The sequence below is a fragment of the Thiocystis violacea genome (assembly GCF_016583565.1).
Classification (GTDB): Bacteria; Pseudomonadota; Gammaproteobacteria; order Chromatiales; family Chromatiaceae; genus Thiorhodococcus; species Thiorhodococcus violaceus_A.
In genome coordinates this window covers 1-21,716 of the sequence record NZ_NRRF01000073.1, presented here as the reverse complement: position 1 = coordinate 21,716, position 21,716 = coordinate 1, and the positions used below count along the sequence as shown (strand labels likewise).

Below are 21,716 nucleotides of genomic sequence, written 5' to 3'. Positions count from 1 at the left end.
GAGTGCTGCCTTTAAATAATGTGGTCTAGCACGGCTGCGCCCCGAACTGCTCGATCTTCTCCCAGAACTGCGTCCAACGCCCGGTGGACTGCACGAGGGTGCGCAGGGTCAAGAGCACCTTGGCTCCCTTTTGCTTCCAGCGCATGCCCGCACCACAGAGACGTTGCTTAACCAGCGTCTTGCAGGCCGCTTCGACAACACCCGAGCCGATCGGGAGGTTCTCTGCCACAAAGGCGGGGTAGTCCATGCGTGGGCGCTGGTTGGTGAAATACGTCAGGGCGTCCTGCACGTCCTCTTTGACGGTCCGTGACAGTGAGCGCTTGCGTGTGAGGCGCTGGGCCTCCTCGATCAGGGCGTCGACGGTGCCGGGAGTATGCTTGAGGCGGTGGCGCTGCGCATGCAGCCACTGCTCGCGTTTGGGTTTATCGGTCTTGCCGGGATAGGCGGCCATGGCGATCGCGGGCAGGTATTCGGCGGCATGGTAGTAGTCGATGAGTTGGCGCTCGGTGTGCTGCTTGAGGAACGACCAGTTGGTCGAGGCTCCGTCGGCAATGCCGAGATAGAGCGCCTCGGGATAGCGCCTCTTGAGCTGCGCGATCTCGCGCGTCATGCGCTCATGGAAGGTCTCCTTGCCATATTCGGGCGCGGCGGCAACGTAGAGGGTGTGCAGGCGCTCGCCCGCGAGGTCGTAGAGGGAGAGACTGCCGACCATGACTTCGCGCCAACCGTCCTCCTTCATCGCCAGGCGCGCCCCGTCCACACTGATGGCCACCGTGGCCACCGCCGCGTCGAGTTCGGGCAGCGCATACTCCCAGCTCTCCTCCTTGGCGCAGGCAATCGCGCCGACCCAATCGGTGACGTTCTGCACATAGGAGGCGGTCACCGCGCGCCCATGGTTCTCGCGTAGATCCGCGCACACGGCATTGACGTTCATCTGCGCATACTTGTGCGAGAGCTGACGGGCAAACAGCGGCGTGGCATGGCGGATGATGCGTGCCCCCTCCTCGAGCGGACAATAGATGCGCCCGCCCTTGGAGGTCTGGTAGACGTTGCGCTCAAGTCCCACGGTGCCGTACGGGGTGTGATACGTCTGATGGGACGCACAGCGTTTGGTCCACTTGATGCCATCGAGCATGATCGGCGAGCCGTCGGTGTCGAAGCCCTTGAGCACCTCGGCCGTCGCGAGCTGTCCGACACGATTGCACGCCTCTTGAACGCGCTGCTCGGCCTCGGGCATTGTCCCGCTCACGTCGATGCGAACCTGTAGGGTGATTTCATGTCCGGTGCGGGCAATGACTTCGGCGGTCATGGGACGTCTCCTCGGCGGGGCATGTCGGTCATGGCCGAAGTATGGCACAGATGCACATTTAGGCCAGGCAGCACCCTGCCGCCCCCAATCTAACGCTGCGCCGAGGCATGCCGGCGATGACAAATTTCCTTGCAGCGTTCGTTTTGAGCGCACAGGATCAGAGCGACTCGAACGGCCGTCGACACCAGCGTCTTCGACCCCGAGGCCCATTGTGTGAGGACCGATTCGAAGCCGATTCACCGAACGACATCCAGCCAGCGAGACGGGAGATTCAACATGACCGACATCACCGCGATTCTGGGAGACGAGGCCGAGACGCTCTTAACCCATACGTGCCAGGGGATTGCCAAAGACTTGCTTCAACTGCCAGGTCCAGATTTCGTCGAACGGGTCATGATCGCGTCTGACCGCAAGCCCGGTGTTCTGCGCAGCCTACAAGCACTGTTCGATCATGGCCGCTTGGCCGGTACCGGCTATCTATCCATCCTGCCGGTCGATCAAGGCGTCGAGCACTCGGGCGGCGCCTCCTTCGCGCCCAACCCGATCTACTTCGATCCCGAGAACATCGTGCGCCTGGCCATCGAGGGTGGATGCAACGGTGTGGCCTCGACCCTGGGCGTGCTGGGCGCCATCGGCCGACGTTATGCGCATCGGATTCCATTCATCGTCAAGCTCAACCACAACGAGCTTCTCACCTATCCGAGCCTCTACGACCAGACCCTCTTTGCCGCCGTCGATCAGGCCTTCGACATGGGTGCGGTCGCGGTTGGGGCCACCGTCTATTTCGGCTCCGAGGAATCCCGGCGTCAGATTCAGGAGGTCAGCGAGGCCTTCCAGCACGCCCACGAACTCGGCATGGCCACGGTGCTCTGGGCCTATCTGCGTAACAGCGCCTTCAAGCACGAAGGAACCGACTACCACACCGCGGCGGACCTGACCGGACAGGCGAACCACCTCGGCGCGACCATTGAGGCCGATCTCGTCAAGCAGAAGCAAGCCACGACGAACGGTGGCTTCAAGGCCATCGGCTTCGGCAAGACCCATCCGCGCATGTACGACGGGCTCATCGGCAGCCATCCCATCGACCTGGTGCGCTACCAGGTCGCCAACTGCTATATGGGGCGGGTCGGCATGATCAATTCCGGCGGTCCATCGGGCAAGGACGACCTCCACCAGGTCGTGCGCACCGCGGTCATCAACAAGCGTGCCGGCGGCATGGGGCTGATCACCGGGCGTAAATCCTTCCAGAAACCCATGCAGGAGGGCGTGAGCCTATTGAATGCGGTTCAGGACGTGTATTCATCGAGCCTGATCAGCGTGGCCTGAGCGGCTTGGTCGGCATACGCGGCGAGTGCTCGATGCATGGATAGAGACCGCTGCACCGACCTGGAGCGCTCGGCGGCGTGCGCCGCATTGCGAAATATCCTTGCGCGATAGTCGGGAATAAGCGGATGCTTTTGGGGCGGATAGCGTATGAGTCGCCGTCCGGGAGCCCAGACATGCTGCCAACGATTGGGCGTCTGGGCCGTGTGATCGAAGCAGGCGCGCGGCGCCTAGGCCGATTGGCGGCTTGCGCCGCTCACCCGTTCACAACGGAGGAATCGAGCATGCCAAACAAAGACGGAACCGGCCCACGCAGAGGCGGACGCGGTCGCGGACAGGGTCAAGGCCAGGGGCGTGGACGGGGTCCCTGTGGTGGCGGCAGGAGTCGCGACGATGGCCTGCGCGGGGCTGCTGCGGCGCCATTGAGCGAGCAGATCGCTCGTTTACGGGTGCAGCTTGAGCGGCTGGAGTTCGCAACGACGCCTGAGCTTTCACGATAGCGCCAAGATCCGGTTGACGGGCGAGACGCCCTTTGCCGTGCACGGGCCGAGCTTATTCGTCCGGTCTTGGGTGACAACCGCCGCTGTCCAGCCGACGAATGAACGTCGTTCGTGTGCGGCGGATCCCTCACAGCACAATTTGGCACAGGTTGGCGGTCCGCTCGACGATCTGGCCGCGCGACGCAGCGCCGACTGGATCATGCAGTACCTCAAGTGCCCGAAGTCCGTCATCCCAAGCTCGGAGATGCCGCCGACCGAGCTGACGGATCAGCAGATCGCGGACCTCACGGCCTTCCTGCTCTCGCACTGAGACCTGCAGACGCTCGATTGAGCCGGCTCCCAGCGCGGGAGCACTCCCATCCGACGGCGTGGACGCAGGCCAATCCTTCGTAAATCCCCTGGTGCCCTGTCATGTCTTGCAGTGGCTCGGCGATGACGGCCGCGTGTACGATGCCGGCGCGGGCCAACGGCCGTGCCTGGCGCGCTCCATGAATACAGCGGTTCGGCGGGCTGCTCTCAAGGCGTCCGTCACGCCAGCTCACGGGTGCGGAACACGACCATGGGTTCGAACTCCATGAGGGCGAGATCTGCTGCGGCTTCTCGCGCGTCGACATCCCGCGTCAGCTAGGCCACCCGAGCCTTCCCCGGATCATGTTGATCGCGCTGCTCGGTGGCTTCCTGCTCCTGCTGATCGGCGGCATCCTCGGGGGCGATGGGTGGAGCTGGAAGAAGGTCACCTTCGTCGTCACGACCAGCTTCGCGCTCTTCGTGGTCGCGACGGTGCCGGATCACTTCCTTACTTCGACGTCCCTCAGACGCGCCGAACCGAAACGGATCGAGGCGGGTTTCAATTCGCTGCATGCGATGGGGGCTTTGCCTATCAGCGGACCGTCGAGTCAGGAGTCAAGCTATCTCGATAGGATGCGGTCGGCGTCGGAAACGCCCCTTGGAACGCGCGATTTCGTGCAACGAGGCTTACCCTCGAGTCTTTGCCCCCTCCGCCTAGGTATGCATCGACAGGTGCTGGCCGTGATTGAGATCATAACGGCCTGACCTGTCATCCCAGAACCACATCGGAACGCGTATGCCATTCGATTTCCACCAGACCAAAGACAAGCTCACAGATCCCACCCTGATGGATTGGGCGCTCAGTCGCTTGCATGACACCCAGGGAGGCACCCTGAGCCAGGGCATGCCACCGCCGACGAGCTGGCTCGACACCGACACGCTGCAACACTGGCTGGAGAGCGGAGACGGGAACATGATCGCGCGCCTCTTCTCCGTCCTGCCGGCCGAGTGTTTCGCCGGACTCAAGGGCAGGATTGCCGAGCACTGGCCGCTGTGGCGCGGGCGGCTCGCGGAAGATTCCGCCGTGGTGCTCGCCCAGCTCGACCCGGAGGTCGCCTGGACCTGCTTTACTCAGGACCCTAGCCACTCGGATCGGGACAACGACGTCGCGCTCGGCATCGTCCGGTCGCTGCACCTGCTGCCGCCGGATCGAGCGCGTGTCCTGCTTCAAGATCTGGCGCGGAAAGCCGCCGACCCAGAGGGCGATGAATGGCAGCGCGGCCGGCTGAGGAGCAGCCTCTTCCTCTATGGTCTGGCGATCGACGCCGAGCCCCTGTTGCCGCTCCTGCGATCGCGCTTCAGCGCGGACCTGGGGCCGCCATCGCTCAGCGAGGACCTCGCGACGATCGACGCGGCGCTCTGCGGCGACCACTCCTACAGGGAGCTCGCCTCCGATATCGCCGAGCACAGAACCGACCAGGCCTTCGCGTCGCTCGCGCACCTGTTCCGGGACGACGCCCCCTTGGATCAGCTCGATCTCTGGTGCAAGGAGGCCATCGACCCGCGCGACCCCATGGATCTCGCCGAGCGCTCGGTCCAGGGTGAGGCACGGCCCGCGGTCCTGGCCGTGATCGAGTCGCTGCGGGATCGCCCGCTCGGCTTGCTGTCGGCACCTGTGGTGAATTTCTGCATCAGTAGCATCGCCGCGGCCCACGCCCGTGAGGATATCGAGGCCGAGACCCTGCCGCTCCAGGCCGTGATCGAGCTGCTGGCGGTGGACCTGTCGCCGCCGCGCCACTTCGACGCCCTGTTGGCAAGGCTCCGCGACTTCGAGCCCGCCCAAGTCACCGCCGAGCTCAAGGCCGCGCTCGAGCGCGAGGCGCCGACCTACGGCGGCGTCACCCTGGCCCGCGTCATGGGTCATCTCGGCTGGGAAGACTTCATCCCTGCGCTGATCGAGAGCCTGGGTGAAGACCAAGGCGATCTGCTGCAATCCGAGGCCGAGCGGGCGCTCGCGCGCATCGGCGAGCCGGCCGGGCTGGCGCTGCTCGAGCGCTGGGACACACTCGACAGCTCCCAGCGTCTCTATGCTACGGGTACCATCTCGACCATGGGCGGCGAGCCCGCCGTCAGGCTGGTGCTGGAGCATGAGGCCGATCTCATGGACGATTCCCCCGCAGAGTGGTCTGAGATCGTCGTGTCCGCCCCGGACCCGCGGCTACTGGCGCATCTGGAGCCCATGCTGAAGCGCCGGCAGGACTGGATCGACCGTCCCTTCTACGTGCTCGGCCGCCTGCTCGGCTCCGATCATCCCGAGCTCGAGACCATCGGGGAGCGGGCCCGCGCACATCGCCAGGCGCAAGCGGCCTCGATCGCCGCCCTCAAGCGTGGCGAGCTCGGCACGGCCTCAGACAAGCTGACCCTGCAGCTGAAGTGCCCCGAGTGCGGGGACAGCAATCTCTACGACGTGCGGCGCATCGCCGTCGACGAGACCGATCCACACAGCCGCTTGGTGATCGCCGAGGAGATCCCCTGCGCCTCTTGCGGCCGCTACACAGACCTGGCCGAAACGCAGGAAGCCAAGCTCGCGATCTTTGGCGAGCTGCTTCGACTCACCAGACTGAGCGCCGGCAAGTCGCCCGTAAAGAGCCAGGTCTTGTTGCGGATTCTAGGGATGCGCGACGGTCGCAAGTTACCGGTCGGCCAACTGCTGAGTGACTCCGAGGCCGCCGTGGAGGAGGACCCCAACCGCGTTGGGGAATGGCTGCGCCTGGCGCATTGCTACCAGCAGCTTCTGGAGCGTCCGCGCCTCGCCGCCCGCTTCCGAGCCGAGGCCTTGCAGCGCGAGCCCAATGCCGTCGAAGGCGTGCTCCTGGAGGCCAGCGCACTCACCAAAGACGGCGAGGATGCGCGGGCCTTCGAGCTGCTCGATGCGGCGCTCGCGGCCAAGGAGCGCTGGCGCTTCTTCGTCACCGACATCCAGCAGCCCGCCGGAGTCGCCAAGGACTTCGCCAGTCTCTACAACCACCTATCCCGGCGCTTGGGCCGGAACGACCGCCCCACGCTCGAGGCATCCCTGCTCACGCAGCCCAAGAAGGTGGGACGCAACGACCCTTGCCCCTGTGGCAGCGGCAAGAAGTACAAGAAGTGCTGTTTGGCACGCGGCTGAGACTGATGCCCACGCGGGCGTGGGCGACACGCGCCGATGCGCAGCTGATTTTCAATTTCGCTCCTCTTCACGTCGCATTGCGGTTACCGGAGCACCCCCGGAACCCTGGGACCACCAACACGAGGCAGTAAAACCAGGACTGAACGCAGGGTAGATCCGAGCTGTTTCGAATATTTCGAACACGCCCGCCTTCGCGCTATACTTCGCCACAAGCGATCGAACAGAGGAACCGAGCAATGAGTCATGCTGCACCGGTCTACCCTGGGGTGCGGATGCCAACGGAGGCTGAGGCTTCGTTGGCACTGGAGAGTAGCCGTTTGCTGGCCGCCTGCATTGGGCGAGGCGAGTCAGCTCGGCTGCGGCTGATCGACGGCGAGACCGATGTGACCGTGCCCGTCTCGGCGATTCACATGCTGGTCGACATCCTGAATCAGATGGCGCAGGGAAACGCGGTGTCACTGGTTCCGATTCACGCGGAGCTGACGACCCAGCAGGCCGCCGATCTGCTCAATGTCTCCCGGCCGTTCTTGGTCAAGCAACTGGAGGCCGGCGCCATTCCCTTCTACAAGGTTGGTCGGCATCGTCGTGTCCGTTTCTCCGATCTGATGGCCTATCGCGAAGGGCTCGAGCAACAGACTGCCGATGCTGCCGATGCTGCCGATGCTGCCGATGAGCTTGCGGCCCAGGCTCGGGAATTGGGTCTGGGGTATTAGGTGGCGAGCTTCACGGTCATCTACGATGCGTGCCTGTTTTACCCAGCGCCGCTGCGGGATTTGATGATCCGGCTGGCTCAGACGCGGCGTTTTCATGCCCGCTGGACGAAGGAGATCTAGCACGAATGGTTGACGGCGCTCCTGCGCCACCGCCCCGAACTCGACGAGGCCAAGCTGCAACGGACGATGATCCTCATCAATCAGGCCGTCCCGGATTGTCTGGTCACGGGCTATGGCCATTTGATCGACCAACTTTCCCTTCCCGATCCGAACGATCGGCATGTACTGGCGGCGGCCATCCGGTGTGGCGCCCAGGTCATCGTTACCACGAATCTCAAGGATTTTCCACGGAAGACGCTCGCCGACTTTGACATCAATGCGCGCCATCCTGACGACTTCATCCTCGATCTGGCCGATCTCGATCCGGCGATTGTGACGACGGCAGCGAAGCTCCAGCGCGCGGCACTCGAGAATCCACCACTCTCGGCGGAGACCTTCATCGGCACGCGGCGACGCCAAGGGCTACCAGGCGTCGCTGGGCTCCCGCAGAGCCAGATCGCCCTGATCTGAGGATCGATTTTCGATGCGATAGGAATCCCATCGAAGCCTGTCGATCCAATCATGGCTGACGTCTACGGCATCTGGTCTCATGCTCGGAACGCCCGTGTGCGGACCAGGGTTGAATCCGAATGGGCGCGAGTATCCCTGGGCGCGGAGTCTCACCCTCATGCGTGACCTGGACGAGATCGCCGCGCTTCGGGCCGAGAACGCGCGCCTGATCGCTCTTCTCGAAGCCCGCGGCATCGAGTGGCGCCAACCGTCCGAGCCCCAGCGGACAGAGTCCACACAGAAGGCATCACCGCTCTCGACCGCAGAGAAGGTAGCCTTGTTTCGACGCCTCTTCCGCGGCCGCGACGATCTCTATCCGGTCCGCTGGGAAAGCAAGAAAAGCGGTCACTCTGGCTACACGCCCGCCTGCGCGAATGAGTGGCGAGAAGGCCTCTGCGACAAACGAAACGTCAAGTGCGCCGATTGCAGCCATCGCGAGCTCCTTGCATTGACCGACACCGTCATCTACGGCCATCTGGCGGGCAAGCACACGATCGGCGTCTACCCGCTGCTCGAGGATGATCGCTGCCATTTTCTCGCGGTCGATTTCGACGAGGCCGAATGGCGACAGGACGCCCTGGCCTTTGCGCAGTCATGCGATGAGCTCGGCGTCCCAGTCGCGCTTGAGATTTCCCGCTCGGGCGAAGGCGCGCACGCCTGGGTCTTCTTCGCCGAGCGGGTCCCGGCCTGTGATGCCCGACGGCTCGGTGCTGCTCTCATCAGCCACACCTGTGCGAGGACCCGACAGCTCATGCTGAGTTCCTACGACCGACTCTTTCCCAATCAGGATCGTTTGCCCAAGGGCGGCTTCGGCAACTTGATCGCCTTGCCCTTGCAGAAGGCGCCGCGCGCGCAACAGCGCAGTCTCTTCGTCGATCGCGACTGGTGCGCCTATGCAGACCAGTGGACCTTCCTCGCCTCCATGCGACACATGGATCCGCAGGACATCGAGCCGACGATTCTGAAGGCCGTCGGCGCTGCTCAGCCACTGGATGTGAGCTTCATCGACGAGGAGGATCTGACGCAGCCGTGGAAGCCACCAAAGCCGCCGAGCAAGCGACTCCCTGGTCCTTTGCCGAAGCAGATTGGGATCACGCTGGCCAACGGCGTCTACCTCGAAAAAGCGCAGCTGCCACAGCCGCTTGCAAACCGCCTGATCAGGCTTGCCGCCTTCCAGAATCCAGAGTTCTATCGGTTGCAAGCGATGCGCCTGTCGGTTTGGGGCAAACCTCGTGTGATCGGCTGCGCTGAGAGCTATCCGCAGCATCTGGCGCTGCCGCGCGGCTGCCTGGATTCCGCGCTGGAGCTTCTGAGTGACAATGGGATCCAGGCGGACCTGCATGACGAGCGGTTTGCTGGACACTCAATCGCATTGCACTTCCGGGGTGAGCTGCGCCCCGATCAGGAAGCCGCCGTCACGGCCATGTTGAATCATGAGACCGGGGTGCTCAGCGCCCCGACCGCCTTCGGTAAGACCGTCGTGGCGGCCGCACTCATCGCCCGTCGGGGCGTCAATTCGCTGATCCTGGTCAACCGCACGGACCTGCTCGAGCAGTGGCGGGAGCGTCTGCTGGCGTTTTTGGGCCTCGGGCGTGATCGGATCGGCACCATCGGTGGTGGCAAGCGCAAGCCCGGCGGTCAGATCGATATCGCGGTGATGCAATCCCTTTCGCACAACGGCGAGGTCAAGCCGCTCGTCGAGGACTATGGCCAGGTGATCGTCGATGAGTGCCACCACATCAGCGCACGATCCTTCGAGGCGATCATGAAGCGCGTCAGAGCCCGATATGTTCTGGGACTGAGCGCAACACCGACACGCCGCGACGGGAAGGATCCCATCATCTTCATGCAGTGCGGTCCGCTGCGACACACGGCGGGCAAGCCGCTCAACGCGCCGCACGACCTCGCGGTCATCCCCCACGAGCTGCAGGCACCCATCGACCTACCGGCAGACGCCGCCATTCACAGAATCTTCCGTTACCTGGCGATGGACGAGACGCGCACCCAGACCATCGCGACTGCCGTTCTCGAGCGCTTCGAGCAAGGACGCAAGATCCTGGTGCTGACCGAGCGAGCCGACCATTTGTCGGCCCTGCGCACGGCTTTGGATGGCATTGCTCCAGCGCCTTTCGTCCTGCATGGCCGAATGCCGCGGCGGCATCGATCCGAGACGATTGCGGCGCTCAATGCGCTCCCGCCAGAGGCGCCAAGGGTCGTGCTTGCGATTGGCAAACTGGTCGGCGAAGGGTTCGACCACCCGCCGCTAGATACCTTGGTCCTGGCCATGCCGATCTCCTGGAAGGGAAGCTTGCAGCAATACACTGGTCGGCTGCATCGGGAGCACGCCTCGAAGACCGACGTCCGAATCATCGATTTCGTCGACACCGGCCACCCGACCGTGCTGCGAATGTGGGCTCGACGGCAACAGGGCTATCGGGCGATCGGCTATCGCATCGCGCTGCAGCCTGAGCTGGCGGGTTGGTGATCGTTCTTGCCGCCGCCGTCGAGTGGGTCTTTGAAGTGGGGCATTTACCCCTCTGACGCAGTCAAAAGCCGTCGCTGGTTGCACGACCTTGCCGCTTTCACGTCGAGCTCAGCATCCGCTGTCGTGGGGCTGTTCCAAATTGCTGACGTCGATATGGCGGCCGCTCTGGGATGGAATCCGGTCACCCCGATAGCTGGTCGGACTTTCCGCAAACAGGATCTATGTGAAGATCCGAATTATGTGCAGCTCAGTGCTGCCTGGAGACGGAAGTCTTGGCCGGAGACTGGTTTATCGCTATCCGGCGCAGCTGGAACTTCACATAATTATCCGGTCTCCTGAAGTGCCCGACCACTTCAGGAGACCGATATGTCCGCCACGCGGCCGTTGTCCTCCAGCGCTCGTGACGTCGTCCGAGCAAGCCCTCTTGCGCCGTACCTTGAAGCCTTCGAGCGTTACCTCGAGGATCGTCGCTACGCCACGTCTACGGCAGTTACCTCGGCAGCCTCGCTCATTTAGCGCGTTGGATGGAGCAGGAACACCTCACTGTCGAGCAACTCGACGAATCGGTGTTTGCCCGTTTTCTCGACGAGCACTTGCCGCAGTGCCGCTGTCCAGATCCTGTTATTCGTGGGCCTGAGGCGCTTCGGTCCACATTCGGCCATCTGCTTGCTGTCCTGCGTGCGGACGGAATGATCGGCGAGAGCGCGCCGGTCATGACGCCGGTGGAAGAGGAACTGCGATGTTTCGAGGCGCATCTGGAGCAGGTTCGCGGTCTTGCCTCATCGACACGCCGAAATCAGCTTCGCATCGTGCGCTGTTTGCTGGTGGAGCGATTCGCAACGGGCCCCGTCGAGCTCTCAGCGATCCGACCCGAGCAGCTGCGGCAGTTCTTAGCACAGCAGCAACGCGCCTACACAAAGCCACACAGTTCGGCGACCCTGATCTCGACCTTGCGCAGCCATGGGGTTTGACAATCATCGGAACGATTATGCGAAGCTTCGCATAATCGTTCTCTGGGCTCTCCAATTCACCGGACTAACTCAGACTTCCCGGACTTGGCGTGCACGTCATGCCGACGGAAGGCAGGAGATGGAGTGCAGAGCTGCAATCCTCAGTGTCATTCTGGGTGCGCCGCCATTTCCTTGATGGTGAATTTCGGCTCAGGTCCGCTTAAGTGGAGACCCCGGATCGTTCTTATCGAAAGCTCACCGTTATGGAAAGCAGTTGAGCATCGAGGCCGGAGGATGGAGGCTGGCCGGCCCCGATCACTTCTCATAACCCGGCGTCTCGGAGCCGGGCGATCAACCGGTCCGGGGCGTTGAAATGTCCACGGGTGAGCGATGGCGGAACCACTGATTCGATCGCCTCAAGCTTCTCCGTCGGGTCGGCCTGGAGGTAGATCTCGGCGGTCTGCATGTTGGCATGACCGAGCCACAGCGCGACCTTGCGCAGATCGCCCGTCGCCTGATAGATCACCATGGCGCAGGAATGCCTCAAGATGTGCGGTGCCACCGGCTTGTCGCGCAGCGAGGGACAAGCTTGCTCGGCCTTTGCCGCGTACTTGCGCAGCAGGTAGGCGAAGCCGGCGCGGGTCATCGCTCGCTTCTGCTGGTTGACGAACAGCTCCGGTACCGGAGGCTCGCCGCGAACGGCGATCCAGGCCTTGACGTCGTCAGCGGCCTGTTTCCATAGCGGCAGGGATCTATGTCGTCGTCCCTTGCCTTGGATATGGACCGTTGGTGTCGGCTGCAGCGTCACCGCGCTCAAAGGCAGGCCGATGAGTTCGGAGACGCGCAGGCCAGCGGCAAAGCATAGATGCAGCATGGCCCGGTCACGGATTCCGAATCGAGTCGTCACGTCCGGGGCCTCCAACAGCGACTGGATCTCGGGGATGCTCAGGTGCGCCACGAGGGCCTGGTCGGTTTTCTTGCTCGGGATGGCCAGAATCTCGCGGATCTGCTCCAGCAATGCCGGAACCCGGTACTCGACGAAGTGCATGAACGACTTGATCACGGCCAGACGGGCGTTGCGCGTGCGATCGCTGTTGCCGCGCACGCTCTGCAGGTGCTCCAGAAAGCCCATCATCAACCGGGTATCGATCTGCTCCAGTTCAAGCGCTGAGGGCGTGACACCGTAGCGACGGCTGGCAAACCCGAACAACAGCTCGAAGCAGTGAGCGTAACTCTCGCAGGTATGCACGCTCGCACCATGCTGAATCGGCAGCCGCTCACGGAGGAAGGTACTGATGTGGGGGGCGATCGCGGTCATTGGTTGCTCCTTCCAGCGAAGAAGGTCTCGCAGCTTCCGGCGATGTCGGCCATCAACTCAGGGGCCGCTTCCAGGTACCAGTAGGTGCTGTCGACCTTGGCATGGCCTAGACAGGTGCTCAGTGCCAGCATGTGCTCGCCGACATGATCGCGCTCGTTCGGGGCGTTCAACAGCGCCTTCACCGCGAAGGTATGGCGCAAGCCCATCAGCGTCGGAGCGGGGACCAAGGCGTCGGCCGGAATCCCGGCCGCGCGCCGCACCTCGTGGAAGGTCTCAGCGACCACGGTATGCGACAGCCCGCCACCACGGCGTGTCACGAACAGATGCGGGTCTTGGCCGGCGACGTGCAGACGCCGCTCGAGGTACCGCTCCAGGGCGCGTTCGGTGGTTTCATGCAACGGCAACAGCCGGCGCTTGTGAAACTTGGCCTGGCGGATGACCAGTCCATCGACTGTGACATCCTCCAAATGCAAGGCGCGCGCCTCGGCAACGCGCATGCCCGTCACTGCGAGTAAGCCGAACAGGGTGCTGTAGGTGTGTGGGCGTAGGCTGTTGGTCGGTTTGAGCTGCCTGGCGTGGAAAAGCAGCCGCTGGATCTCCTCGTCGCTGAAGATGTACGGGCGTGGCCGTTGGCGCCGGGCGCAGAACAGATCCTTTGGTGGGATCTCATGGCGCGGCTCTTCGGCATGCATGAAGCGGGCGAACCGGATCACCATCCCCAGACGGTGCTTGCGTTGCGCCTCGCGCAGGGCTGTCCCGGCCCAGTCGATCGCGGTGCGCGCGACCACGAACCGATCACCTCGCGCCGTGGCATAGGCGACGAAGCTGCGCAGATAGGTCTCGTCGGCCTTGAGCTGGAATCCCAGGCGACGGCGCATGGCGAGGTAACCCTCCAGTGCCTTGCTCAACATGGCGCCACCTCCGGCCAGGGACTGGCGACTGCCTGAAGTCGCGGCACATCCACCTTGGCGTAGATCGCCGTGGTCTCGATGGAGGCATGGCGCAGTACCACGCCGATGGCGGCCAGACTCATACCCTCGCGCAACAGGCTGGTTGCCGCCGAGTGGCGTAGGACATGTGCGCCGTAGCGCGGCAGCTCGATGCCGACGCGTTTGAAAGCGCGCGTGACGATCTGGCTGACGGTCAGGTACGTCATACCGCGGATCGGCGCCATCGCGCGCACCACCTCGTGCAGCGGCACCGTGTAGGTCTTGACGGGAATGTGCTGCGCGCGCGCCTGGCGCACGGACAGGCCGACGTGAGCCACCTGCGGGTCGGTATAGGTGCACCAGGGTACGGTCAGCGCGCTGAGGCCTCGGCCGTGTTGGTATAGGCGTGCTCCAGGCAGCAGTCGCCGGCGGCGAAGATGCGTGGGTTGCGGGTGCGCAGAAAGTCGTCGACCTCAATGCCTGTCGCCTCGTCGTAGGCCACGCCGGCGGCCTCCAGCCCCTGCACGGCCGGCAGGCGCCCGATGCCGGTCAGGATCTCGTCGACCACCGTCGTCGCGGTGTTGCCGTCGTTGACCATCGTGACCTGCTTGCGGCCGCCCTCCAGGCGAACGGCGACGACGGTGGAGTTCAGGTGGATCTCGACGCCGTCGTGCGCCAGGGCGTGGGAGACCATCGGCGCGGCGTCGCGCTCTTCCTTGGGCAGGAACAGCGGTTCGCTGTGGCAGATGAGGGTGCGGCAGCCGAAGCGCGCAAAGGCCTATGCCAACTCGCAGCCGAGCGGCCCGCCGCCGATCACCAGCAGGCTCGGCGGCAGCGTCGTCAGCGCGAAGACGGTCTCGTTGTTCAGGTAGCCGGCGGCGGCCAGGCCCTCGATGTCGGGCAGCAGCGGGCGCGAGCCGGTGGCGATCAGCGCCTTCCTGAAGCGTAGCCGGGTGCCATCGACCGCGACCGCGTCGGCGCCGACGAAGCGGGCGTGCCCGACATGCAGGTCGATGCCTTCGTCCCCCAGACGGGCGGGCGAATCGACGCGCAGGATGCGCTCGCGCACCCGCCGCATGCGGGCCATGACCGCTGCGAAGTCGACGCTGATCTCGGCAGGCGCGGTGACGCCGTAGCTCGGCGCGTTGCGCATTTCGGCGATGAGCTGTGCGCTGCGCAGCATGGTCTTGGAGGGAATGCAGCCTTCGTTCAGGCAGTTGCCGCCGATGTGGCGCGACTCGATCAACGCCACCCAGGCGCCCGCCGCGACGGCCTCCCGAGCCGCCACCAGACCAGCGGGGCCGGTACCGATGATGAGCAGATCGTAGGGGTCATGGTTACCCGGACCCTGCCGATCCGTGTGACGCGGGCTCGGTCGGATCGGACTCACCGGTTCGCCGCGCGTGGCAGCCACGGTGCCATGCTTCACCTCGGCTGGGGAAGACGCCTGCGTCGTGGCCCTCATGGCTGCCCGTCCTCGGCCAGCCATCCGCCGCGGAAGCCGGCGCGCTGCAGGCCCGCGCGGATCGGCGCCGAGCCGCGCAGCAGGCGCCACAGCAGACCGAAGCGAAAGTTCTCGATCATCAGCACGATCATGCCCTGGTCGAGCCCGAAGCTGCCTTCGGAGATCCAGCCGGCGCGCACGCTGTCGTTGAAGCCGCTGGCACGCGCGGTACGGTCGTCGGTCGCGGACCCGCGCGCGAGCATCCGCCGGATGGCCGGCAGCGCGATCTCGGGGGCAAAGACCAGGGATGCCAGCACCGATGGGCCGGCGAGCGTGCCGTCGTCGGGGCCGTAAGGCACGCCGCGCGCGGCATAGCCGTAGAACGACTGGCGGCGTCCGGCGATGCGTTGCCGCGGGGTGCTGGGCCCGTCGCCGGCCGACAGGCCCCAGCCGTCCTCGCCGTAGCCGACGAAGCCGCGCGGGTTGCGGATGGCGTATTCGCGCTGCACGTAGGTGGCGCGGCGGCTGTTCTCGAAGTAGTCGCAGCGCTTCTCGCGCATGAAGTCGTCGCGGATGCCACGAACGTCGATCCAGGCGTGCGAGAACTGGTGAATGAACAGCGGCCCGGCGTAGAGAAAGTCGATGCCGTAGAGGTTCTCCCACTGGTAGGTGCTGGTCCAGGCCGGGAAGCTGGCCTCGCTCAGCGGATGGGTCGGCGAGCCCAGGCCCAGCGTGTAGAGCAGGAGGGCTTCGCTGTAGCCCTCCCAGCCGTAATTGAGAAAGCCGCTCTTGGGCTTCCAACCCATCACGAGGGCGGCGCCTTTGCGCTGGGCCCAGCACCAGTCCACGCGGCGGTAGAGCGTGTCGGCTAGCGCGCGCAACTCAGCCTCGTCCGGGGTGGCGGTGAAATAGGCAGCGGCCGTGAGCATGCCGGCCAGCAGCAGCGCGGTGTCGATCAGCGAGACCTCGCAACGCCAGGCGCGCGTGCCACTGCCTAGGTGCAGAAAGTGGAAGTAGAAGCCGCGGTACCCGGTCGATTCCGGCGTGCCGCTTTGATCGCTTTCCCGGAAGAAGCGCAGCGCGGTCAGGCTGCGCTGCAGGGCCTCGGTGCGCGTCATCCAGCCGCGCTCGACGCCCACCGGGTAGGCTGAGAGGGCGAAGCCGACGACTGCGATGCTCGCGTGCGAGCCCGGCCGCGAGGTATCGGCCACCAGGCCGTTGTCGCGGTTGGTGTGCTGGACGAAATAGTCGAAGGCGGCGCGCTGCAGGCCGTCCAGCATGGCTTCGTCGGCCGGCGACAGGGGCTCGGCGTCTGCCGCTGGAGGCAGCGCGGCCGTCTGCCTCACGGTCGCAATCCTGAGGACGTTGCCGCTGACGGTGGCAACGCCAGCGCGGCATCGACGGTGGCCTGCGCCTCTACCAGGATGCGCTGCAGATGCGCGGCACCCTGGAAGCTTTCGGCGTAGATCTTATAGAGATCCTCGGTGCCCGAGGGCCGGGCCGCGTACCAGCCGCTCTTGGTGCTGACCTTGATGCCGCCGATGGGCGCACCGTTGCCGGGTGCCTGGCTCAGCACGCTGACGATCCCCTCCCCCGCCAGTGCGGTCGCGTCGATCTGCTGCGGCGACAGTGCCGCCAACCGCGCCTTCTGCTCCGCGGTTGCCGGCGCCTAGATGCGGTCTTCGACCGGGCTACCGAGCTGCCCGGCGAGATCGAGGTAGAGCGCACCCGGATCGCGGCCGCAGCGGGCCGTGATCTCGGCCGCGACCAGCGCCGCGATCAGGCCGTCCTTGTCGGTGGTCCAGACCCGGCCGTCGCGGCGCAGAAAGGCCGCGCCGGCACTCTCTTCGCCGCCGAAGCCCAGGCTGCCGTCGCGCAGCCCTTGCGAGAACCACTTGAAGCCGACCGGCACCTCATCGAGCCGGCGGCCCAGCCGTGCGGCGACCCGGTCGATCAGTTGCGTGCTCACCACCGTCTTGCCCACCGCGGCGGTTGCGCCCCATTGAGGCCGATGCCGGAAGAGATCGTCGATGGCCACCGCGAGGTAGTGGTTCGGCGGCAGCAGCCCGGCGGCGGGCGTGACGATGCCGTGGCGGTCATGGTCGGTGTCGCAGGCGACGGCGATGTCGTAGGGGTCCTTGATGGCGATCAGGCGCTGCATCGCATAGACCGACGAGGGGTCCATGCGGATCTGGCCGTCCCAGTCCAGCGTCATGAAGGCAAAGGTCGGATCGATCTGCTCGCTGACCACCGTCAGGTCGAGCTTCCAGCGTTCGGCGATCGCGGCCCAGTAGTGGACACCGGCGCCGCCCAGCGGGTCGACGCCCAGGCGAAGCCCGGCGTTGCGGATGGCGTCCAGGTCGATCACCTGCTCGAGCTCCGCGACGTAGTGCGCGAGGTAGTCGTACCGGTGTGTCGTCGCGGCAGCCAGGGCTCGGGCATGCGGCCGGCAGGCGACGCACGCCGTCCAGGTTGTGCTCAAGAAAACGGTTCGCCGCCGCCTGGATCGCGTCGGTGATGCCCTCCCCGGCCGGCCCGCCATGCGGTGGGTTGTACTTGAAGCCGCCATCGCGCGGCGGGTTGTGCGACGGCGTGACGACGATGCCGTCGGCGCGTCGGCCGGGCTCTGCGACGCCGCGGTTGTGCGTGAGGATGGCGAGCGAGACCGCCGGGGTCGGCGTCGGCTCGTCGTTGGTCGCCAGCATCACTCCACGCCATTGGCGGCCAGGACTTCAAGGGTGCTCGCACAGGCCGGTGCGGACAGCGCGTGGGTGTCGATGCCCATAAACAACGGCCCGGCGATGCCCCGGGCCTTGCGGTGATCGCACAGTGCCTGGGTGATCGCCAGCACATGCCATTCGTTGAAGGAGACGTCGAAGGCCGAGCCGCGGTGGCCCGAGGTGCCGAAGGCGACACGCTGTGCGGGCACGCTCGGGTCGGGGCGCTCCGAAAAATACGCCGCCACGAGCTGGTCGATGTCGATGAGCAGGCTCTTCGGCGCCGGTTGGCCGGCGAGCGGACTGATGCGGGTGCTCATAAGGGCGCCTTCGAGCCATGCCGGGCCAACTGCTGCCGGGCCGCAGTGACCACATGGGCTGCGTCGAAGCCGAAGTGCCGTTGATGCAATGCCTGTTTGGCGTTCATGCGTCATCGCTCCCTGTTGATCTTGATCGCGTAACGCAGGGCGCGCGACGCCTGCCGGGATCGGTGATCGACCCGGCATGCTGCACTCTGTCGCCTCGCAACCGGCACGTCTGTGCGCTGCCGTACGCAGCGCCGACGGATCGGGCAGAGCCGCGCGCCGGTCATCAATCTGGCCATTCATCGCGCCGTCGAACACGGACTGGCCATCGACGCCCAGCAGCGGGTTAAACCTCGCGTACCGCAGGGGATTCGGATGGTGCTGCGAGATGGCCGACGCCGAGCGATCAACTGCCCGCGGCATAAGGCCGCAAGACTTCCGGATGCTCCACCGCCAGCCGTGCCACCAGCAGCGCACTGCCGGGGGGAGGAAAGCGCCCCTGCTCCCAGTCGCGCACGGTGCCAACCGGGGTTTGCAGCAACCGGGCAAAGGCTGGTTGCGACAGGCCCAAAGCGGCACGGGCTGCGCGCAGTGCGAGCTGCTCCTGGGTGTAGGTGCGCCTCCTCTCATCGGCGGCCATCTCGGCGAGCGATTCGCGCAGCCCAGGAATGGCCTCGCCGGCATCCGCTTCGATCGCCTGTGCGACCTGCTCCAGTGGCTTCGTGTTCATGTGTCTCGCTCCGGAATGTCGGTGGGGCTGATATTCGACTGGTCGGACTTACGGTAGATCGCCAGCAGATAGACTAGGCCCGCGGCCGAACGGTTGAAATAGATTACGCGGACCCTGCCGCGCTTACCCATGCCCGACAGTGACCAGCGCACCTTGCGCGCGCCGTCCGCCCCAGGGATCACATCGCCCGCCAGCGGGTGACAAGCAATCCAGGTGATGAAGTCTAGCCGCTCGGCTTCGCTCCATATCTGATCGGCCTGCTTGGCAAAGGTCGGCGTTTCGATGACCGTATGCATGGGTCGAAAGATACGGGATACCCGTACTATTATCAAGCCGCCGAGCGCGTGACACAGCGGGCTGACTCGACATCCCGCTTGACGACCTGAACCACCCGATACCACCCACACCGTCGCCGCGCTGACGCAACGCCAACGATCGCGATCCGCTTCCAAGTGATCCGGTTTTGCGGTGGATCGATGTGCGCGACGCTTGGCCCTGCGCATCGCCTTGCCGTGCCGCCGTCAGTGACTTACAGCTCCGCTGTGGGAAGTCCCAAGCCCTGAAGGCGCCAACCTCAAAAACCGACAAAAAACCCGGCTCAACGGTCGGGTCGGTTGGCGTCACTGACGGCGCACTCAGCCTCACCCTCCCTTCAAGTGCCCGCGATCCAGATCAGCCGCCGTCTGTCCGGTGTCCCGATGCAGCGGATCAGGTCGTGGTGCCTTCCACTTCACGCTTGCACGAAGCTCGACCAACTTGAGAAGTCGGAGACACTATAACGCGAGATTGCACGTTAACAGTGCTAGGGTTAGTATGCGTCACCATGTTATCGATATTGCCAGATAGTGAGAACACGTTGCTCGCGACCGCAACGAGTTATGTCGAGCACGTACTGCAGACACCGCTGAGTGTTGATGGACCCGCTACCAGCGCGAAGCTGCCGGCGTTCTTGACGCAGCGCTATGTCTTGGTCGAGGGCGAAATCCTCGGTCGACCGTGCATCCTGATGCTCGGAACGCGTCTCCATGACGAAACGCCAGCCACGATCGCTAAGCATCGCGATGTGATACGCCGGCAATCGCCGGAGCGGATGGTCATCCTCGTGACCGAACGCCTGAGCAATCACAATCGCCATCGCCTCATTGCGCAGCACGTCCCGTTCATCGTGCCGGGCAATCAGCTCTTCGTACCGGAACTGGCCGTGGATCTGCGTGAGCATTTTCGCAGCGCACGAGATACGCCCGCCGACGGTCTGGCCCCGGCAGCGCAGTTGATCGTGCTGGCAGTGTTGATGGGCCGGATTGGGCCAGAGACAACGCCCTCGGAGCTCGCATCGCAGTTTCACTATAGTGCGATGAGCATGAGCCGGGCGATCAACGAAATAGAGGCTTTCGAGTTGGCCGATACCGAGGTTGCTGGTCGTTTCCGACATGTACGCTTCACCCTGCCGCGTGAGGCGCTCTGGAGTCGCGCACTTCCGCAGTTGCGTTCACCCGTGCGCAAACGCCGACGTGTCAGGCGTCCGCCGCAAGGTCTCGTCTTGCCCTTGGCGGGAGAGACAGCACTCGCCGAAAAGACTGACTTGTCGTTCCCGCGCATGGAAACACGGGCGATCGCCGCGTCCGAATGGAAGGGGCTCGCGACGCGCTACGATCTTGATCAGCCGATGAACTGGGACGATCCTGTCATCGAACTCGAAACTTGGACCTATGACCCCTTACTGCTGGGAAGTGAGAACGTCGTGGATACCATATCGCTCTATTTGAGCCTGCCCGACAGCACTGATGATCGCATCGGGAGCGCCAAGGAAGCACTGCTCAGGCAGGTGGGCTTGTGAAGGGGCTCGACATCTTCAGGCGGCATTTCGAAGGACTCTCGCACCACTATGTGCTGATCGGCGGGGCCGCGTGCGAAATTATCATGGATGAAGTCGGCCTAGACTTCCGGGCGACGAAGGATCTCGATCTTGTGATCTTGGTCGAGGCACTCGATGCAGGGTTCGGCGAGCGCTTCTGGGCGTTCGTCGAGGCCGGCGGGTATCAGCAGCGAGAGCGAAGCGGCGGAGGTCGGGAGTTCTACCGTTTCCAGAAGCCTTCGGCCCCCGACTTTCCAGCGATGCTTGAACTCTTCTCGCGCGTGCCTGACGCAATCACCTTGGCCGATGGCAGCGTATTTACCCCGCTCCCCGTCGACGAGGACATCGCGAGCTTATCGGCCATTCTGCTCGACGATACCTACTACACCGCGCTGGTGGAAAACAGTCGCGTGGTCGATGGCGTCGCGGTTCTTGATGAGCGGCTGTTGATCCCCTTCAAAGCCAAAGCGCATCTCGACCTTGCCATGCGGCGCGATCAAGGCGAGCACATCGATCAGAAGAACGTCCGCAAGCATCGCACAGACGTTTTCCGTCTGTTGCAGCTGCTGCCCGCGGATGAGCGGGTCGTGTTGCCGGAGGCAATTGCCGCGGACATGGCGAGCTTTGCCGCAAAAGTCGGTGCGGATGGGGATTTCCAGCCGAAGGCTATTGGCCTTACGGGTGACGCGGCCGCACAAACCGCGCGACTGCGCACCATCTATGGAATTACCGCCGCATGACGGCTGGGGATGTTCAGATCATACCCGCGGCGCCGCGTGACCGTCGCGCCCATGGCCCTTGGGGCGACCTGGCACTGCACACGATCGGCTGGCGCGCCTTCCAGGATCTATGTTCCCAGGTGTGCGAGGTAGAGGGGAGAAGAATTTAATTGAGCCTGGCCCCTCTCCCTAAATGACGACCGATTGAGCCGCGCCCCGAGCCCACCCCAGCACAGGACACGCGTCCAGTCGCTGAATAGATCCTGGACGAGATCAACTTGGTCGTAACGGGCCTGTGCTGGATGGACCCAGCGGCGCCTCTGCATCATTCCGGTTGTCCCCGTGTGGTCGAT

General features: G+C 64.5%; 20 protein-coding genes and 2 pseudogenes. 10 read left to right on the top strand and 12 right to left on the bottom strand.

Going from position 1 to position 21,716, the window contains the following annotated elements:
- Positions 1-25: 25 nt before the first annotated feature.
- The gene (locus CKO23_RS20240; protein WP_200334144.1) at positions 26-1,309 is read right to left on the bottom strand and encodes an ISKra4 family transposase; all 1,284 of its coding nucleotides are present in this window, start codon (positions 1,307-1,309) and stop codon (positions 26-28) included.
- A 276-nt stretch (positions 1,310-1,585) separates the two neighbouring features.
- Here CKO23_RS20240 and CKO23_RS20235 point away from each other — a divergent pair, with 276 nt between their 5' ends.
- From CKO23_RS20235 to CKO23_RS20200, 8 genes are all read left to right on the top strand, one after another.
- Entirely contained in the window at positions 1,586-2,635 is a 1,050-nt protein-coding gene (locus CKO23_RS20235; RefSeq protein WP_200334142.1) for a class I fructose-bisphosphate aldolase, read from the top strand.
- A gap of 636 nt (positions 2,636-3,271) precedes the next feature.
- A complete protein-coding gene (locus CKO23_RS20230) occupies positions 3,272-3,442 on the top strand; it encodes a c-type cytochrome (RefSeq protein WP_200334135.1) in 171 nt (56 codons plus the stop codon).
- Between the two features lie 341 nt (positions 3,443-3,783).
- On the top strand, positions 3,784-4,185 hold the full coding sequence (locus tag CKO23_RS20225; protein ID WP_200334133.1) for a hypothetical protein: 402 nt from the start codon (positions 3,784-3,786) through the stop codon (positions 4,183-4,185).
- A gap of 31 nt (positions 4,186-4,216) precedes the next feature.
- Complete coding sequence (locus CKO23_RS25895) at positions 4,217-6,589, top strand: SEC-C metal-binding domain-containing protein (RefSeq protein ID WP_242482598.1); 2,373 nt, start codon at positions 4,217-4,219, stop codon at positions 6,587-6,589.
- A 236-nt stretch (positions 6,590-6,825) separates the two neighbouring features.
- Positions 6,826-7,302, top strand: coding sequence for a helix-turn-helix domain-containing protein (locus CKO23_RS20215; protein WP_200334132.1), 477 nt, complete (start codon positions 6,826-6,828; stop codon positions 7,300-7,302).
- A gap of 129 nt (positions 7,303-7,431) precedes the next feature.
- A complete protein-coding gene (locus CKO23_RS20210; RefSeq protein ID WP_242482597.1) occupies positions 7,432-7,872 on the top strand; it encodes a PIN domain-containing protein in 441 nt (146 codons plus the stop codon).
- Positions 7,873-8,029: 157 nt separating this feature from the next.
- Entirely contained in the window at positions 8,030-10,396 is a 2,367-nt protein-coding gene (locus CKO23_RS20205) for a TOTE conflict system archaeo-eukaryotic primase domain-containing protein (protein WP_200334130.1), read from the top strand.
- 524 nt (positions 10,397-10,920) lie between these two features.
- Entirely contained in the window at positions 10,921-11,367 is a 447-nt protein-coding gene (locus CKO23_RS20200) for a site-specific integrase (protein ID WP_200334128.1), read from the top strand.
- A 301-nt stretch (positions 11,368-11,668) separates the two neighbouring features.
- On the opposite strand, the gene CKO23_RS20195 is transcribed toward CKO23_RS20200, so the two are convergent.
- From CKO23_RS20195 to CKO23_RS20155, 11 genes and pseudogenes are all read right to left on the bottom strand, one after another.
- Positions 11,669-12,664 carry a tyrosine-type recombinase/integrase gene (locus tag CKO23_RS20195; RefSeq protein WP_200334126.1) on the bottom strand — a complete coding sequence of 332 codons (996 nt, stop codon included), beginning with the start codon at positions 12,662-12,664 and terminating at the stop codon, positions 11,669-11,671.
- Positions 12,661-13,575, bottom strand: coding sequence for a tyrosine-type recombinase/integrase (locus tag CKO23_RS20190; RefSeq protein WP_200334117.1), 915 nt, complete (start codon positions 13,573-13,575; stop codon positions 12,661-12,663). The genes CKO23_RS20195 and CKO23_RS20190 overlap by 4 nt, the downstream gene beginning before the upstream one ends.
- A complete protein-coding gene (locus CKO23_RS20185; protein WP_274600245.1) occupies positions 13,569-13,967 on the bottom strand; it encodes a tyrosine-type recombinase/integrase in 399 nt (132 codons plus the stop codon). The genes CKO23_RS20190 and CKO23_RS20185 overlap by 7 nt, the downstream gene beginning before the upstream one ends.
- Positions 13,964-15,058 (bottom strand): annotated as a pseudogene (locus CKO23_RS25890) (FAD-dependent oxidoreductase). Before CKO23_RS25890 ends, CKO23_RS20185 begins: the two are co-directional and overlap by 4 nt.
- The gene (locus tag CKO23_RS20170; RefSeq protein ID WP_200334101.1) at positions 15,055-16,383 is read right to left on the bottom strand and encodes a glucoamylase family protein; all 1,329 of its coding nucleotides are present in this window, start codon (positions 16,381-16,383) and stop codon (positions 15,055-15,057) included. Before CKO23_RS20170 ends, CKO23_RS25890 begins: the two are co-directional and overlap by 4 nt.
- Complete coding sequence (locus tag CKO23_RS25885) at positions 16,380-16,676, bottom strand: hypothetical protein (RefSeq protein WP_242482596.1); 297 nt, start codon at positions 16,674-16,676, stop codon at positions 16,380-16,382. Before CKO23_RS25885 ends, CKO23_RS20170 begins: the two co-directional genes overlap by 4 nt.
- 30 nt (positions 16,677-16,706) lie before the next feature.
- Complete coding sequence (locus CKO23_RS25880) at positions 16,707-17,519, bottom strand: hypothetical protein (RefSeq protein ID WP_242482595.1); 813 nt, start codon at positions 17,517-17,519, stop codon at positions 16,707-16,709.
- Positions 17,520-17,586: 67 nt separating this feature from the next.
- Positions 17,587-17,742: pseudogene (locus CKO23_RS26425) on the bottom strand (hypothetical protein); the annotation flags it as partial.
- Entirely contained in the window at positions 17,742-18,074 is a 333-nt protein-coding gene (locus CKO23_RS25875) for a hypothetical protein (protein ID WP_274600244.1), read from the bottom strand. The pseudogene CKO23_RS26425 and the gene CKO23_RS25875, both read right to left, overlap by 1 nt.
- Positions 18,075-18,465: 391 nt before the next feature.
- Entirely contained in the window at positions 18,466-18,789 is a 324-nt protein-coding gene (locus tag CKO23_RS20160; RefSeq protein ID WP_200334099.1) for a helix-turn-helix domain-containing protein, read from the bottom strand.
- Positions 18,786-19,085 carry a DNA-binding protein gene (locus tag CKO23_RS20155; RefSeq protein ID WP_200334097.1) on the bottom strand — a complete coding sequence of 100 codons (300 nt, stop codon included), beginning with the start codon at positions 19,083-19,085 and terminating at the stop codon, positions 18,786-18,788. Before CKO23_RS20155 ends, CKO23_RS20160 begins: the two co-directional genes overlap by 4 nt.
- A gap of 560 nt (positions 19,086-19,645) precedes the next feature.
- Between CKO23_RS20155 and CKO23_RS20150 the strand changes: the two genes are divergently transcribed.
- The gene (locus CKO23_RS20150) at positions 19,646-20,626 is read left to right on the top strand and encodes a hypothetical protein (protein ID WP_200334095.1); all 981 of its coding nucleotides are present in this window, start codon (positions 19,646-19,648) and stop codon (positions 20,624-20,626) included.
- Positions 20,623-21,384: a hypothetical protein gene (locus CKO23_RS20145; RefSeq protein WP_200334093.1), complete on the top strand. Its 762-nt coding sequence runs from the start codon at positions 20,623-20,625 to the stop codon at positions 21,382-21,384. Before CKO23_RS20150 ends, CKO23_RS20145 begins: the two co-directional genes overlap by 4 nt.
- Positions 21,385-21,716: the final 332 nt, after the last annotated feature.

Excerpts from the sequence above, each read along its gene's own strand:
- CKO23_RS20240 (WP_200334144.1), bottom strand. The coding sequence starts at position 1,309 with ATGACCGCCGAAGTCATTGCCCGCACCGGACATGAAATCACCCTACAG.
- CKO23_RS20235 (WP_200334142.1), top strand. The coding sequence starts at position 1,586 with ATGACCGACATCACCGCGATTCTGGGAGACGAGGCCGAGACGCTCTTA.
- CKO23_RS20225 (WP_200334133.1), top strand. The coding sequence starts at position 3,784 with ATGTTGATCGCGCTGCTCGGTGGCTTCCTGCTCCTGCTGATCGGCGGC.
- CKO23_RS25895 (WP_242482598.1), top strand. The coding sequence starts at position 4,217 with ATGCCATTCGATTTCCACCAGACCAAAGACAAGCTCACAGATCCCACC.
- CKO23_RS20215 (WP_200334132.1), top strand. The coding sequence starts at position 6,826 with ATGAGTCATGCTGCACCGGTCTACCCTGGGGTGCGGATGCCAACGGAG.
- CKO23_RS20205 (WP_200334130.1), top strand. The coding sequence starts at position 8,030 with ATGCGTGACCTGGACGAGATCGCCGCGCTTCGGGCCGAGAACGCGCGC.
- CKO23_RS20200 (WP_200334128.1), top strand. The coding sequence starts at position 10,921 with ATGGAGCAGGAACACCTCACTGTCGAGCAACTCGACGAATCGGTGTTT.
- CKO23_RS20195 (WP_200334126.1), bottom strand. The coding sequence starts at position 12,664 with ATGACCGCGATCGCCCCCCACATCAGTACCTTCCTCCGTGAGCGGCTG.
- CKO23_RS20190 (WP_200334117.1), bottom strand. The coding sequence starts at position 13,575 with ATGTTGAGCAAGGCACTGGAGGGTTACCTCGCCATGCGCCGTCGCCTG.
- CKO23_RS25875 (WP_274600244.1), bottom strand. The coding sequence starts at position 18,074 with ATGAGCACCCGCATCAGTCCGCTCGCCGGCCAACCGGCGCCGAAGAGC.
- CKO23_RS20160 (WP_200334099.1), bottom strand. The coding sequence starts at position 18,789 with ATGAACACGAAGCCACTGGAGCAGGTCGCACAGGCGATCGAAGCGGAT.
- CKO23_RS20155 (WP_200334097.1), bottom strand. The coding sequence starts at position 19,085 with ATGCATACGGTCATCGAAACGCCGACCTTTGCCAAGCAGGCCGATCAG.